The sequence below is a fragment of the Streptomyces niphimycinicus genome, from assembly GCF_018883605.1.
Classification (GTDB): Bacteria; Actinomycetota; Actinomycetes; order Streptomycetales; family Streptomycetaceae; genus Streptomyces; species Streptomyces niphimycinicus.
Window position 1 is genome coordinate 1 of sequence record NZ_JAHLEM010000359.1, and the last position, 14653, is coordinate 14653.

Below are 14653 nucleotides of genomic sequence, written 5' to 3' on the forward strand. Positions count from 1 at the left end.
ACGGGACCTGCCGAAGTCCCGGATCAACTGCTGCTGCGGAACACTGGAACCCGCACGCAGCCACGGCGTACGCTCCCGCGCCTCGGTCAGCATCCGGTCGAGCTGCGCCGGGCCACAGGTCCGCTTCCCGCCCGTGGTCTTGTTGTACAGGTGGGTGGCCCTGGACTTGGCGACGCATTCGTTCCAGATCCACCGGCACCGGTCCCATTCCGCCAGCAGCGCCGTACGGGCGGTGGAGGACACGCGAAGCCGGTACGTGTACCGGGCGTGCCCGGCCTCGTCGGCTTCACTTGGCGTCATCATGTCGCCAACGTAGCGTGATCGTTCGTTTCTCACGCCGCATCCCGGCAGGCCCACCCGAACGGGTGACCGACCAAGCCGCTGCGGACCGGCGGTCCCTCAACTCCGGGGTCCTTCACCTCCTGAAGGTCCCCCTCAGCTCCCCCCGTGGTGGGCGCCCGATCGCCCAGCGGCGATCCGGCTTCTCCTGTCCCGCTACGCGCGACACCGGTTCCTTCCCGGCCTGAAGGCTGGGGCATCCTCCGGGAATCCCGGTGAATTCTGACAGGCCCACAGCGACACATTGGTCTACACCTTGACCGCAACTGGGCGTCGCGGTAACCAAGATGCCACGTTTCGTTGAAGGGACCCCCTGTGAGACGACGTCGTGCCCGACTTCTGTGTTCCCTGCTGTTGACCGTGGTGGCCGGGGCGGGGACCGCGGCCTCCTCCGCCTCCGCCGCTCCGGCCTCCCCCTCGTCGCCGGACGCCGCGACCGCCCCGACCCCCCTGGACCGGGTCGTGCCCGCGCCCGCGTCCGTACGGCCCGCGGCGGGCTCGTACGCGATCCACCCCGACACCCCCATCCGGGTGTCCGGCTCCGACGGCTCGGCGCGCCGGGTGGCCGACTACCTCGCGACGGTGCTGCGGCCCGCCACCGGCTATCGGCTGCCCGTCACCGCGCGGGCGGGCGGCGACGGCATCCGGCTGCGGCTGACGCCCAAGGGCGCCGGGGCGCCGAAGCTGGGCGCGGAGGGATACCGGCTGGAGGTGACCGGCCGCGCGATCACCGTCACCGCGCGCGCCTCCGCGGGGCTGTTCCACGGCGTCCAGACGCTGCGGCAGTTGCTGCCCGCGTCCATCGAGCGCACCACCCGGCAGACGGGCCCCTGGCGGATCGCCGCCGGGACCATCACCGATGAGCCGCGCTATGCCTGGCGGGGCGCGATGCTCGATGTCTCCCGGCACTTCTTCGGCGTCGATCAGGTCAAGCGCTATATCGACCAGCTCGCCCTCTACAAGATCAACAGGCTGCATCTGCACCTCTCGGACGACCAGGGGTGGCGGATCGCCATCGACTCCTGGCCGCGGCTGGCCGCGCACGGCGGCTCCACCCAGGTCGGCGGCGGCCCCGGCGGCTACTACACCAAGGACGACTACCGCGAGATCGTGAACTACGCGGCCAGCCGTGAGCTGACCGTCGTCCCCGAGATCGACATGCCGGGCCACACCAACGCGGCGCTCGCCTCCTACGCGGAGCTGAACTGCGACGGCGTCGCCCCGCCGCTCTACACCGGCACCGAGGTCGGTTTCAGCTCGCTGTGCGTGCCGAAGGACGTCACCTACGACTTCGTGGACGACGTCATCCGGGAGCTCGCCGCGCTCACCCCCGGCCCCTATCTCCACATCGGCGGGGACGAGGCGCACTCCACCAGCCATGAGGACTATGTGGCCTTCATGGACCGGGTGCAGCCGGTGGTCGCCAAGTACGGCAAGACGGTGGTCGGCTGGCACCAACTGACCGGTGCGCATCCCGCGAAGGGCGCGATCGCCCAGTACTGGGGGACGGACGGGAGGGAGAAGGAGGTCGCGGACGCGGCCAAGGCGGGTACCCAGTTGATCCTCTCACCGGCCAACCGCGCCTATCTGGACATGAAGTACGACGCCAACACGCCGCTGGGGCAGAACTGGGCCGGGTACGTCGAGGCGAAGCAGTCCTACGACTGGGACCCGGGCACGTACATCAAGGACGCTCCGGCGTCCTCGGTGCTCGGTGTCGAGGCGCCGCTGTGGACGGAGACCCTCGAGACCAGCGCGCATATCGAGTACATGGCCTTCCCGCGCCTGCCCGGCATCGCCGAACTCGGCTGGTCGCCCGCGAGCGCACATGACTGGGAAAGCTACCGGGTCCGGGTGGCGGCGCAGGGCCCCCGCTGGGACGCCATGGGCATCACGTACTACCACTCCCCGCAGATCCCCTGGCCCACGAGCTGAGCCTCTCCCGGCACGGTCGCGGTGCCGGTGCCGGTTGGTGCCGGACCGCGGCCGGTGCCGGTGCGGGGGCCGGGTCCCGGGGGTGCTGCCCCCGGGACCCGCCCGGCCGCTCCGTTCTGGCTCAGCTCACGAAGCCAAGCTCCCGCGCGATCAGCATCCGCTGGACCTCGCTGGTGCCCTCGCCGATCTCCAGGATCTTGGAGTCGCGCCACATCCGGGCCACCGGATACTCGTTCATAAAGCCGTAGCCACCGTGGATCTGGGTGGCCTCGCGGGCGTTGTCCACCGCGATCTCGGAGGAGTAGAGCTTCGCGATCGACGCCTCCTTCTTGAACGGCTCGCCGAGGACGAGGCGGGAGGCCGCGTCCCGCCAGGCCACCCGGGCCATATGGGCGCGCATCTCCATATCGGCCAGCTTGAACTGGATGGCCTGGTTGGCGCCGATGGGGCGGCCGAACGCCTCGCGGGTCTTGGCGTACGCCACCGACTCGTCCACGCAGCCCTGGGCCAGCCCGGTGGCCAGGGCGGAGATCGCGATCCGGCCCTCGTCCAGTATCCGCAGGAACTGGGCGTAGCCCCGGGCCTCGGCGCCCAGCAGATTCGCGGCCGGGACCCGGCAGTCGGCGAACGACAGCTCGCGGGTGTCCGAGGCGTTCCACCCCACCTTGGAGTAGGGGGCGGCCACGGTGAAGCCGGGGGTGCCGGACGGCACGATGATCGAGGAGATCTCGGGGCGGCCGTCCTCCTTGCGGCCGGTGACGGCGGTGACGGTGACCAGCGCGGTGATGTCCGTACCGGAGTTGGTGATGAAGCACTTGGTGCCGTTGATCACCCACTCACCGGTGGCCTCGTCCAGCCGGGCCGTGGTGCGGGTGGCGCCCGCGTCCGAGCCGCCGCCGGGCTCGGTCAGGCCGAACGCGCCCAGGGTCTGACCGGAGCAGAGCCCCGGCAGCCAGGTGCGCTTCTGCTCCTCGGTGCCATAGAGGAAGATCGGCATCGCGCCGAGCGAGACCCCGGCCTCCAGGGTGATCGCCACCGAGGAGTCCACCCGGGCCAGCTCCTCCAGGGCGAGGCCGAGCGCGAAGTAGTCCCCGCCCATGCCGCCGTACTCCTCCGGGAAGGGCAGGCCGAACAGGCCCATCCGGCCCATCTCGCGGACGATCTCGTACGGGAACTCATGGTGCTCCCAGTACTCCCCGATCTTGGGGGCGACCACATCATGCGCGAACGCCTCGACGGTGCGGCGCAGTTCCTCGTGTTCGGGGGAGAGTCGGTGGTCGATCGGCATGGCTCAGGTCTCCTTCTGGGAGAGGGCGCGGACGGTACGGGACGGGCTGGGCCGGCCCAGATGCCGGGCCATCCACACGCTGGTGGCGGTGAGACGGCCGATGTCGACCCCGGTCTCGATGCCGAGGCCGTCGAGCATCCACACGAGGTCTTCGGTGGCGAGATTGCCGGTGGCGCTCTTGGCGTACGGGCAGCCGCCGAGGCCACCGGCGGAGGCGTCGACGGTGGTCACGCCGTGCTGGAGTGCGGCCAGGGTGTTGGCGAGTGCCTGGCCGTAGGTGTCGTGGAAGTGGACGGCCAGCCGGTCGTTCATGACGCCCGCCTCATTGAGCGCGGCCAGCAGCTCCCGCACATGGCCGGGGGTGGCCACGCCGATGGTGTCGCCGAGGCTGATCTCGGCGCATCCCATGTCCAGCAGGCGGCGGCTGACCGAGACGGTCTGGGAGACCGGGACCTGCCCCTCCCACGGGTCGCCGAAGCACATCGACAGATAGCCGCGCACGGCCACGCCCGCGTCCTCGGCCTTGGCGACGACGGGCTCGAACATCTCCAGCGCGCCGTCCACCGTGCGGTTGAGATTGGCCTTGGCGAAGGACTCCGTGGCGCTGGCGAAGACGGCGATCTCGCGTGCGCCCAGCGCGAGGGCGCGGTCGAGACCGCGCTCATTGGGCACGAGCACGGGGAGCCGGGCGGCCACGTCGTCGATCAGCGGCATCAGCTCCTCGGCGTCGGCCAGTTGGGGCACCCACTTCGGGTGGACGAAGCTGGTGGCCTCGATGGTGGTGAGACCGGCCTCGGCGAGCCGCCGGATGAACTCGGCCTTGATGGCCACCGGGACCAGCGCCTTCTCGTTCTGAAGCCCGTCCCGCGGGCCCACCTCATGGATCCGGACCCGGGTGGGCAGCCCGGGGGCCGGGACGGTCATGGGGAGGGTCATCACTCACGCTCCTCGCTCTGGTGCGGGGTGACGACGGCCAGCAACTGGTCCATGGCGACCGTGCTGCCGGGGGTCACCTCGAGCTCGGTGACGGTGCCATCGTGCGGGGCGGAGATGAGGTGCTCCATCTTCATCGCCTCGACCACCAGCAGGCCCTGACCCGCGGTGACCTCGTCGCCGACGGCCGCCTTCACGACGGTGACGGTGCCGGGCATGGGCGCGGTCAGCCCCCCGGCGTGGGCGGCGGAGGCGCCTGGGCGCAGCGCCTCCTCCACGGGGTCGTGCCCGACCACGCGCCAGGCGTCCCCGTCCCGCCCCAGCCAGTGGCTCGCGCCGTGCGCGGCATGCCGGAAGCGGTGGGTGACCCCGCCGAGGTCCAGCAGCACGGTGCCCTCGTCGAGGGCGATCAGCCGTGCCGGCGTGCCCGCGCCCGCGTCGACGGCCGCGCGCGGGTCCGCCGCGGCGGTCGTGTCCGTCGCCCCGGCTGCCGCCGAGGTGCAGTCGGGGTGCTCGATGAGGAGTTCCGCGTCCTGGGCGCGGCCGCGGACGCGGACCGTGACCGGGGGGTGGCCCGTCACGCGCAGACGGTGGACCGTCCAGGCGGGTGCGCCGCCGAGTCGCCAGCCGGTCGGCACCGAGAACGGATCGACCCAGACGTCCGCGGCCGGGCCGCCGGGGCCGGAGCCGCCAGGCTCCGGGCGCCCACGGGATCCGCCGCCATGCGGAGCGCCAGGCTCCAGCGCCGCCTGGCGCAGCAAGGCCGCCGCCGCGTAGATCTCCTCCGGTATGGCCGGCGGGATCAGTGAGGCCGCCGCGCGGTCGACCAGGCCCGTGTCGAGCTCGCCCGAGGCGACCGAGGGGTGGGCGGCCAGCCGGCGCAGAAAGCCGGTGTTGGTGTCCACGCCGAGGACGGTCAGGGAGCCGAGGGCGGCGCGCAGCCGGCGCAGGGCGGTGGGGCGGTCGGGGCCATGGGCGATGACCTTGGCGAGCATCGGGTCGTAGACCGTGCCGACCTCGGTGCCCGCGCTGAGCCCGGAGTCGACCCGCACCCCCTCGCCCGCCGGCTCGTCCAGCGCCAGCACGGTGCCGGCCGAGGGCAGGAAGTTCACCCGGCCGTCGGCCGCCGCGCGGGCGGTCTCGGCGCAGATACGGGCCTCCACCGCATGGCCGCTGAAGCCGATCTCGTCCTGCCCGAACGGCAGCGGCTCGCCCGCGGCGACGCGCAACTGCCACTCCACCAGGTCCAGCCCGGCCTGGCCGCCGACCGACGCCGTCAGCTCGGTGACCGGATGCTCCACCTGGAGCCGGGTGTTCATCTCCATGAAGCAGTACGCGGACGGATCGTCGCCCGGCACGATGAACTCGACCGTGCCCGCGCCCACATAGCCGCACGACCGCGCGGCGGCCACCGCTGCCTCGCCCATCCGCGCCCGGGTGGCCTCGTCCAGCAGCGGGCTGGGCGCCTCCTCGATGATCTTCTGGTGGCGGCGCTGTAGCGAGCACTCGCGCTCCCCGAGGTGCACGGCGTGCCCCTGGCCGTCCGCCAGCACCTGGATCTCGATATGCCGGGGCCGGTCGATCCAGCGCTCCACCAGCAGCGTGTCATCGCCGAACGCCCCGCGCGCCTCGCGCCGGGCGGCCGCGATCTCGTCGGCCAGCAGCGCCTCGTCGCGGACCAGCCGCATGCCCTTGCCGCCGCCGCCCGCCGAGGGCTTCAGCAGCACCGGCATGCCGATCTCCCGGGCGGCGGCGGTGAGTTGGTCGTCCGTCAGCCCGCTGCCCGAGGAGCCCGGCACCACCGGCACCCCGGCCGTGTGCACGGTCTCCTTGGCGCGGATCTTGTCGCCCATCAGCTCGATGGCCCCGGCGGGCGGCCCGATGAAGGCCAGGCCCGCGTCGGCGCAGGCGGCGGCGAACGCCCCGTTCTCCGCGAGGAAGCCGTAGCCGGGGTGGACGGCCTGGGCGCCGGTGCGCGCCGCGGCGTCCAGCAGCCGCTCGATGGACAGATAGCTCTCCGCGGCGGGGGCGGGGCCGATCCGCACCGCCGTGTCCGCCTCGCGCACATGGCGGGCGTCCGCGTCCGCGTCGCTGTAGACGGCGACCGAGCGCACGCCCAGCCGCCGCAGTGTGCGGATGACGCGCACGGCGATCTCACCGCGGTTGGCCACCAGCACGGTGTCGAACATCGCGGGCGACGGGCTCGCCGCACGCTGACCACTTGCCGAACTCACTGGGCTCGTCGGGCTCATCTGGTGCATCCCCCTCACATCCGGAAGACGCCGTAGCCGGGCGCCGCGGGCTCGGTGGCCGTACGGCCGGGCAGCGGTGCGTTGGCGCAGGCCGTAAGGGCGAGGCCGAGCACCGTGCGGGTCTCCAGGGGGTCGATCACACCGTCGTCCCACAGCCGGGCGGTGGCGTAATACGCGTTTCCCTGCGCCTCGTACTGCTCTCGGACCGGGGCCCGGAACGTCTCCTCCTCCTCGGCGCTCCACTCCTCCCCGCGCGCCTCCATCTGGTCGCGCTTGACGGTGGCGAGCACGGAGGCGGCCTGCTCGCCGCCCATCACCGAGATCTTGGCGTTGGGCCACATCCACAGGAAGCGCGGCGAATAGGCGCGGCCGCACATCGAGTAGTTGCCCGCGCCGTAGGAACCGCCGATCACGACCGTCAGCTTGGGGACGCGGGTGCAGGCCACGGCGGTGACCATCTTGGCGCCGTGCTTGGCGATACCGCCCGCCTCATAGCTGCGGCCCACCATGAATCCCGAGATGTTCTGAAGGAAGACCAGGGGGATGCCGCGCTGGTCGCACAGCTCGATGAAATGGGCGCCCTTCTGGGCCGATTCGGAGAACAGGATGCCGTTGTTGGCGACGATGCCCACCGGGTGGCCCATGATCCGCGCGAAGCCCGTGACCAGCGTGGTGCCGAACTCGGCCTTGAACTCGGCGAACCGTGAGCCGTCCACCAGCCGCGCGATGACCTCCCGCACGTCGTACGGCGTGCGCGAGTCGACCGGAACGGCCCCGTAGAGCCCCGCCGGGTCGACCGCGGGCTCCTGGGAGGGCTCCAGCGCCCACGGCGGCGACCCCTGCCGCATCGCGGACGGCGGCAGGGTGGCGACGATGGAGCGGACGATCCGCAGCGCGTGGGCGTCGTCCTCCGCCAGATGGTCGGTCACGCCCGAGATCCGGGAGTGGACCTCGCCACCGCCCAGCTCCTCCGCCGAGACGACCTCCCCGGTGGCCGCCTTCACCAGCGGCGGCCCGCCCAGGAAGATCGTGCCCTGCCCGCGCACGATCACGGCCTCGTCGCTCATCGCCGGGACATACGCCCCGCCCGCCGTGCAGGACCCCATCACCGCCGCGACCTGCGGAATCCCGGAGCCGGACAGCCGCGCCTGGTTGTAGAAGATCCGCCCGAAGTGGTCGCGGTCCGGGAAGACCTCGTCCTGCATGGGGAGGAAGGCGCCGCCGGAGTCGACCAGATAGACGCACGGCAGGTGGTTCTCCAGCGCGACCTCCTGGGCGCGCAGATGCTTCTTCACCGTCATCGGGTAATACGTGCCGCCCTTGACGGTGGCGTCATTGGCGACCACGACCACCTCACGGCCGGCCACCCGGCCGATCCCGGCGATCACCCCCGCCGCCGGGGCCTGGCCCTCGTACATCCCCTCGGCGGCGAGCGGGGCCAGCTCCAGGAACGGGGAGCCCGGATCCAGGAGTGTGTCCACCCGGTCGCGCGGCAGCAGCTTGCCACGCGCGGTGTGCCGCGCCCGCGCCCTCTCACCGCCGCCCAGCCGGGCCACGGCCAGCTTCTCGCGCAGCCGCGCGGCCAGCTCGCGGTGCGCTGCCTCATTGGCCTTCCAGGCGTCGGACGCCGGGTCGGCGCCGCTGTGCAGCGCCGGTGCCTGCTCCATGGCTGCGAGCCCCCTCGCTCCGTACCGTTAGTGAACGTTAACTAGTCACCACCAGGTTAACGACCACTAACCCGGCTGTCTAGAATCGATTTCATGAGCACGCAAGCAGCCGCCCCGACCCGCCGCGAGCAGATCCTCAAGGAGGCCGCCCGCCTCTTCGCCGAGCGCGGCTTCCATGGCGTCGGCGTCGATGAGATAGGCGCCGCGGTCGGCATCAGCGGACCCGGTCTCTACCGCCACTTCCCCGGCAAGGAGGCGATGCTCGCCGAGCTGCTCGTCGGCATCAGCGGCCGGCTGCTGACCGGCGGCAAGCGGCGCGCCGCCGAGGGGGAGGGGGCCGGGCTCACCCCCGTCGAGGTGCTGGACTCGCTGATCGAGGGCCATATCGACTTCGCCCTCGACGACCGTCCGCTGATCATCCTCCACGACCGCGAGCTGGACCGGCTCCGGGACACCGACCGCAAGCTGGTGCGCTCGCTCCAGCGCCAGTACGTGGAGCTGTGGGTCGAGGTGGTGCGCCAGGTCTACCCCCGGCTCGCCGAGGCCGAGGCCCGCGCCTGTGTCCACGCCGTCTTCGGGCTGCTCAACTCCACGCCCCACCTCGGCCGCCCCGGCGCCCTCCCGGGGCGCGCGGCCACCGCCGCCCTGCTGCACCGCCTGGCCCTCGGCGCCTTCGGCGGCGCCCATGGCGCGGATGGCCGGGCTTCATAAGGCGAACCGGGCCTCATGGGGCGAACTGGGCTGCGGAGAGCGAACCGGGCCTCGTGAAGAAGAAGGGTGGGCACAATAAGGAGGCTGGACAGGCCCGGTAACTCGCGGGTAGCTTTCACTGAGCAAGCGCTTAGGTGAGTGTCGCCAAGCTATCAGTTGAGGAACCACGACGGCGGTCGGCCGGTCCGCGCAGCGGCGACGGCTCAGCCGTAAGGAGGGCCGCGCCAATGCGCCGCACGGTGTTCAACGAGGACCACGAGGCGTTCCGGGAGACCATCCGCGACTTCATCGCGGCCGAGGTCGTGCCGTACTACGACCAGTGGCGGGAGGCCGGCCAGGCCCCGCGCGACTTCTACAAGAAGCTCGGCGAGCTGGGTGTCTTCGGTATCGAGGTGCCCGAGGAGTACGGCGGGGCGGGGGAGACCAGCTTCAAGTTCAACGCCGTCATCACCGAGGAGACCGCCCGCGCCGGGGTCAGCTTCGGCGGCAGCAGCGTCCACACCGCGCTGTGCCTGCCGTACCTCCTCAAGTACGCCGACGAGGAGCAGAAGCGGCGCTGGCTGCCCTCCTTCGTCACCGGCGACCTGATGACCGCCATCGCCATGACCGAGCCCGGCACCGGCTCCGACCTGGCGGGCATGAAGACCACCGCCAAGCTCTCCGAGGACGGCACCCACTACGTCCTCAACGGCGCCAAGACGTTCATCACCGGCGGCGTCCTGGCCGACCGGGTGCTGGTCTGCGCCCGCACCGCCCCGGCCACCCCCGAGGACCGCCGCGCCGGCATATCCATCCTCGTGGTCGACACCAAGAGCGAGGGCTACGCGGTCGGCCGCAAGCTGGAGAAGCTCGGCCTGAAGACCTCCGACACCGCCGAACTCTCCTTCACCGACGTCAAGGTGCCCGTGGCGGACCTGCTGGGCGAGGAGGGCAAGGCGTTCGGCTACCTCACCCACAATCTGCCGCAGGAGCGCCTGGGCATCGCGGTCGGGGCGTACGCACAGGCCGCGGCGGCCGTCCGGTTCGCCACCGAGTACGTCCGGGACCGCACCGTCTTCGGCCAGGCGGTGGCGTCGTTCCAGAACACCAAGTTCGTGCTCGCCGACTGCCAGTCCGAGGTGGACGCGATGCAGGCGGTCGTGGACCGGGCCCTGGACGCGCATGACGCCGATGAGCTGACCGCCGCCGACGCCGCCTCCGCCAAGCTCTTCACCACCGAGCGGGCCGCCGTCGTCATCGACAAGTGCCTCCAGCTCCACGGCGGTTACGGCTACATGATGGAGTACCCCATCGCCCGGCTGTACGCGGACACCCGCGTCAACCGGATCTACGGCGGCACCAGCGAGGTCATGCGGTCCATCGTCGCCAAGTCGATGGGGCTGTGACGACCGTCATGAGCGGCGGCAACAGGACCGCAATCCAGGTCTGCAAGACTGCTTGAACCATGAATGACGCACTTCAGAGCCTTCTCGATCTGCTCGATCTGGAGCAGATCGAGGAGGACATCTTCCGTGGCACCAGCGACGCCGCCCCCCTCGTACCGCGCGTCTTCGGCGGTCAGGTCGCCGCCCAGGCCCTGGTCGCCGCGGGGCGCACCGTCCCCGAGGACCGCTCGGCGCATTCGCTGCACGCGTACTTCCTGCGGCCCGGCGACCCCGGGGCGCCCATCGTCTACACCGTCGACCGGATCCGGGACGGCCACTCCTTCACCACCCGCCGGGTGGTCGCCGTCCAGCACGGGCAGCCGATCTTCCATCTCTCGGCCTCCTTCCAGCTCTACGAGGACGGCCTCGAGCACCAGGAGCCGATGCCGGACGTACCGGACCCGCTGACCCTGCCCACCGCCGAGGAGCTGCTGCCCCGCTATGAGCACCTCTTCGGCCCCGGGGTGGCCGAGCGGATGCTCCAGGCGCGGGCCTCGATCGATCTGCGGTACGTGGACGCGCCGCCCTTCGGCAGCGTCGGACGGCCGCGCGAGCCCAAGTCGCAGGTTTGGTTCCGGACCAACGGCAAACTGGACGGCGTCGCCGACCACCCGCTGCTCCACGTCTGCCTGGCGACCTATGTCTCCGATATGACGCTGCTGGACTCCATCCTGCTCGCCCATGGGCGCGGCGGCTGGGCGGTCGGCGACATCGTCGGGGCCAGCCTGGATCACGCCATGTGGTTCCACCGGCCGTTCCGGGTGGACGACTGGCTGCTGTACGACCAGGAGAGCCCCTCCGCGTCCGGCGGACGCGGCCTGGCCAAGGGCCGCATCTTCACCGCCGACGGGCGGCTTGCCGTCTCGGTGATCCAGGAGGGGGTCATGCGGGTGCCGCGCGGGAAGAAGTGAGCGCGGCGGGCGGCGGGGCCGCCCGGGCCCGCCGGACGCCCGCGGGGCCGGTCCGGGCCCATCGGTCCGGGCCCGTCAGACGTCCGTAGCGTCCGTAGCGTCCGTAAGGACGGCACGGCACAGCAGGGCGCTCGCGGGGGCACCCGGGGCCCGCCGGGCGTCTGCCGCGGCGGCCCGATGCCGTCAGAACTGGGCCGACAGCCCCGCCGCGTCCAGCAGATACGCCGTCATCGCGTCGTAGAACCGCGGGCTGGTGACGTGGTCGTCCAGCGGGACCACCACCGACAGCGTGCCCTCGGACTCGCCGAGGAAGAGCGCCGGGTCGTTACAGTCCGCGTAGCCGACCGCGTCGATGCCCCGCTGCCCCGCGCAGCCCGCCCAGCCGTGGTCGGCGACCACCAGATCGGGCAGCGGCCGCCCCTCGTGGGCCAGTCCGTCGAGGATCGCCGCCATGGGCGCGGGGGAGTGGGTGTGCCACAGCGTGGCGCCCCGCTCCAGCATCGCCACATCGCAGAACTGGAAGACATACCCCTCGTCCGCCTGAAGCCCGCCCGGGATCTCCACGATCTCGCAGCCGGCCGCCCGCAGCGCCGCCGCCGTGGCCCGGTGGACCTCCAGCAGCCCGCCCGGATGCCCGGTGGCGAACAGCACCCGCTCGTTCGCCTCCGCCGCCTTCCGCAGCACCGAGGCCATCCGGTCCAGGGCGCCGACCGTCAGCTCCGGGTCGATCGTGTCCTGCCCCGAGCGGTACTCCGGGTCGTCCACCACGCCGCACCGCTCCGCCATGACCGCCAGCACATCCTGCTCATCGGTCCAGCGGTCGCCCAGCTCCAGGCCGAGCCAGTAGTGGCGGTCGCCGTTCGCGAGCTTGCGGTAGTGGGAGAGGTTGTTCTCACGAGGAGTGGCGACATCGCCCGCGATGCGCGTACGGATGAGGTGGTCGATCAGTTCGGCACGGCTGGGCACGGAGCTGGGTATCGGCATGTGGCCCATTGTCGCCTCTCCGACGGGGGAATGGGGACATCCGCCGCCGGTCGGACGTGACGCGACCATGGCGAAATTCCGGATGCCGGCCCGGACGGCCGCCGCCCGGGCCCCGTATCGGGCCTGATGCCCGGGCCCCGTATCGGGCCTGGTCCAAACGACAGACCCTAGCGGCCGGGGCGACGGCTCCGGGCGGAGCGGCGGGGGGCGCCGGGACGGCGCGCACGCTGCGGTTGGGGCTGGGGCGCGCTGATGATCACGGGCACGCCGGAGGGATCCTGGGCGCCGGTGATCCGGGCCAGCTCGGGGTCGGCGGAGTGGACCTGCGCGGTCTGCGGGGTGATGCCCGCGTCGGCCATGAGACGGCTCATCTCCCGGCGCTGGTCCGGGGTGACCAGCGTGATGACGCTGCCGGAGCCGCCCGCACGGGCCGTACGGCCGCCACGGTGCAGATAGTCCTTGTGGTCCGCGGGCGGATCGACATTGACCACGAGATCGAGATCGTCCACATGGATGCCGCGGGCCGCGACGTTCGTGGCCACCAGCGCGGTGACATGGCCGGACCTGAACTGGTCCAGGGTCCGGGTGCGCTGCGGCTGGGACTTGCCGCCGTGCAGCGCGGCCGCCCGTACGCCGCTGGTCAGCAGGTGCCGGGTGAGCCGGTCCACGGCGCGCTTGGTGTCCAGGAAGAGGATCACGCGGCCGTCCCGGGCGGCCACCCGGGTGACGACGGAGCGCTTGTCGGTGTCCGCGATGTGCAGGACGTGGTGCTCCATCGTGGTGACGGCACCGGCGGACGGGTCGACCGAGTGCACGGCCGGGTCGTCGAGGAACTGGCGCGTCAGCTTGCTGATGTCGTGGTCGAGCGTCGCGGAGAACAGCAGGCGCTGACCGTCGGCCGGGACCTGCCGCAGCAGCCGGGTCACCTGGGGCAGGAAGCCCATGTCGGCCATCTGGTCGGCCTCGTCGAGGACGGTGGTGCGCACCTGGTCCAGTCGGCAGTCGCCGCGTTCGATCAGGTCGTAGAGGCGTCCGGGGGTCGCGATGACCACCTCCGCGCCCTTGCGCAGGGCATCGGCCTGGCGGTTGATCGACATGCCGCCGACCACCGTGGCCGCACGCAGCCCCAGCCGCCGGGCATAGGGGGTGAGCGCCTCGGTGACCTGCTGGGCCAGCTCCCGGGTGGGGACCAGCACCAGCGCGAGGGGGCGGCGGGGCTCCGCGCGCTGTCCGGCGGTGCGGGCCAGCAGGGCGAGGCCGAAGGCGAGGGTCTTGCCGGAGCCGGTGCGGCCACGGCCCAGGACGTCCCGGCCGGCCAGCGCGTTCGGGAGGGTGGCCGCCTGAATGGGGAACGGCACGGTGACGCCCTGCTGGGTCAGCTCCGCGATCAGCTCCTTCGGCATGTCGAGCTCGGCGAAGGAGGTGACGGCGGGCAGTACGGGGGTGGCGCCGGGCGCCAGGGCGAATTCGCCCCCGCCGGATGAGCGGGGGCGCCCACCACTGACGGCGGAACGGGAGGGTGCGGGTTTTTTGCGGCGGTGCGAGCGGGTGGTTCGGGTCAACGCGGTGCCTTTCGGCTGGGCGTGGTCTGTGGAAATGCGTACGAGCCGGGGCCCGCACCCCTTCAGGTGCGGGCCCCGGCTCGTGACAGGCGCTGCTATCAGGCGGGAACGATGTTCTCGGCCTGCGGGCCCTTCTGGCCCTGGGTGACGTCGAAGGTCACCTTCTGGCCTTCCTGGAGCTCACGGAAGCCCTGGGTGGCAATGTTCGAGTAGTGGGCGAAGACGTCGGCGCCGCCGCCGTCCTGCTCGATGAAGCCGAAGCCCTTTTCCGCGTTGAACCACTTCACGGTGCCAGTAGCCATGTCATTCTCCTTTTACCTGGGATCGGTCCGGAACGCGCAGGAAACGCGCCCCGAGTCGCCGAAATGACCCCATCCGGAAATGACCGGCAGAAACAAAAAATGCGCCGGACGCTACATATCGTCAGGCGCACACAAGTCCATGGGTACCAAAACTGCAACTAGTAAGGACCCTATCACGTGCCACCTCGGAACGGCGGGAACCACGTGGGCGATTTTTGCCGCCGGGCTGTGCCATCCCGCTTCGAGGTGTGACACGCTGGCGGTCCCGGCTCCCTTCTCTCCCCGTTGAGGCACTATGCGCTGCATCATCGCCAATTTCGCCTTCGACCTGACCGCGCGGGAGGT

General features: G+C 71.6%; 11 protein-coding genes and 1 pseudogene. 4 read left to right on the forward strand and 8 right to left on the reverse strand.

The window, feature by feature from the left end:
• A pseudogene (locus KN815_RS28720) lies at window positions 1-303 on the reverse strand (RNA-guided endonuclease TnpB family protein); the annotation flags it as partial.
• 351 nt (window positions 304-654) lie between these two features.
• On the opposite strand from KN815_RS28720, the gene KN815_RS28725 reads away from it, so the two are divergent.
• The gene (locus tag KN815_RS28725) at window positions 655-2274 is read left to right on the forward strand and encodes a beta-N-acetylhexosaminidase (protein ID WP_216344804.1); all 1620 of its coding nucleotides are present in this window, start codon (window positions 655-657) and stop codon (window positions 2272-2274) included.
• Window positions 2275-2395: 121 nt separating this feature from the next.
• Here the strand turns inward: KN815_RS28725 and KN815_RS28730 are convergent, their stop codons facing one another.
• The 4 genes from KN815_RS28730 to KN815_RS28745 form a co-directional block, all read right to left on the reverse strand.
• On the reverse strand, window positions 2396-3562 hold the full coding sequence (locus tag KN815_RS28730) for an acyl-CoA dehydrogenase family protein (protein WP_216344805.1): 1167 nt from the start codon (window positions 3560-3562) through the stop codon (window positions 2396-2398).
• A gap of 3 nt (window positions 3563-3565) precedes the next feature.
• The gene (locus KN815_RS28735) at window positions 3566-4498 is read right to left on the reverse strand and encodes a hydroxymethylglutaryl-CoA lyase (protein WP_216344806.1); all 933 of its coding nucleotides are present in this window, start codon (window positions 4496-4498) and stop codon (window positions 3566-3568) included.
• On the reverse strand, window positions 4498-6684 hold the full coding sequence (locus KN815_RS28740) for an acetyl/propionyl/methylcrotonyl-CoA carboxylase subunit alpha (protein WP_216344813.1): 2187 nt from the start codon (window positions 6682-6684) through the stop codon (window positions 4498-4500). Before KN815_RS28740 ends, KN815_RS28735 begins: the two co-directional genes overlap by 1 nt.
• Before the next feature lie 77 nt (window positions 6685-6761).
• A complete protein-coding gene (locus KN815_RS28745) occupies window positions 6762-8414 on the reverse strand; it encodes a carboxyl transferase domain-containing protein (RefSeq protein WP_216344807.1) in 1653 nt (550 codons plus the stop codon).
• Between the two features lie 93 nt (window positions 8415-8507).
• Here KN815_RS28745 and KN815_RS28750 point away from each other — a divergent pair, with 93 nt between their 5' ends.
• The 3 genes from KN815_RS28750 to KN815_RS28760 all read left to right on the forward strand — a co-directional run bounded on the left by KN815_RS28750 (window position 8508) and on the right by KN815_RS28760 (window position 11460).
• Window positions 8508-9125 (forward strand): SACE_7040 family transcriptional regulator, encoded by a 618-nt coding sequence (locus KN815_RS28750; protein ID WP_216344808.1) that lies wholly within the window; start codon window positions 8508-8510, stop codon window positions 9123-9125.
• 227 nt (window positions 9126-9352) lie between these two features.
• Complete coding sequence (locus tag KN815_RS28755) at window positions 9353-10510, forward strand: acyl-CoA dehydrogenase family protein (RefSeq protein WP_216344809.1); 1158 nt, start codon at window positions 9353-9355, stop codon at window positions 10508-10510.
• A gap of 59 nt (window positions 10511-10569) precedes the next feature.
• The gene (locus KN815_RS28760; RefSeq protein ID WP_216344810.1) at window positions 10570-11460 is read left to right on the forward strand and encodes an acyl-CoA thioesterase; all 891 of its coding nucleotides are present in this window, start codon (window positions 10570-10572) and stop codon (window positions 11458-11460) included.
• A 183-nt stretch (window positions 11461-11643) separates the two neighbouring features.
• On the opposite strand, the gene KN815_RS28765 is transcribed toward KN815_RS28760, so the two are convergent.
• The 3 genes from KN815_RS28765 to KN815_RS28775 all read right to left on the reverse strand — a co-directional run bounded on the left by KN815_RS28765 (window position 11644) and on the right by KN815_RS28775 (window position 14308).
• Window positions 11644-12453: a phosphatase gene (locus KN815_RS28765; RefSeq protein ID WP_372458502.1), complete on the reverse strand. Its 810-nt coding sequence runs from the start codon at window positions 12451-12453 to the stop codon at window positions 11644-11646.
• Between the two features lie 158 nt (window positions 12454-12611).
• The gene (locus KN815_RS28770; RefSeq protein WP_216344812.1) at window positions 12612-14006 is read right to left on the reverse strand and encodes a DEAD/DEAH box helicase; all 1395 of its coding nucleotides are present in this window, start codon (window positions 14004-14006) and stop codon (window positions 12612-12614) included.
• Between the two features lie 98 nt (window positions 14007-14104).
• Window positions 14105-14308 carry a cold-shock protein gene (locus KN815_RS28775; protein ID WP_010986199.1) on the reverse strand — a complete coding sequence of 68 codons (204 nt, stop codon included), beginning with the start codon at window positions 14306-14308 and terminating at the stop codon, window positions 14105-14107.
• Between the last annotated feature and the right edge of the window lie 345 nt (window positions 14309-14653).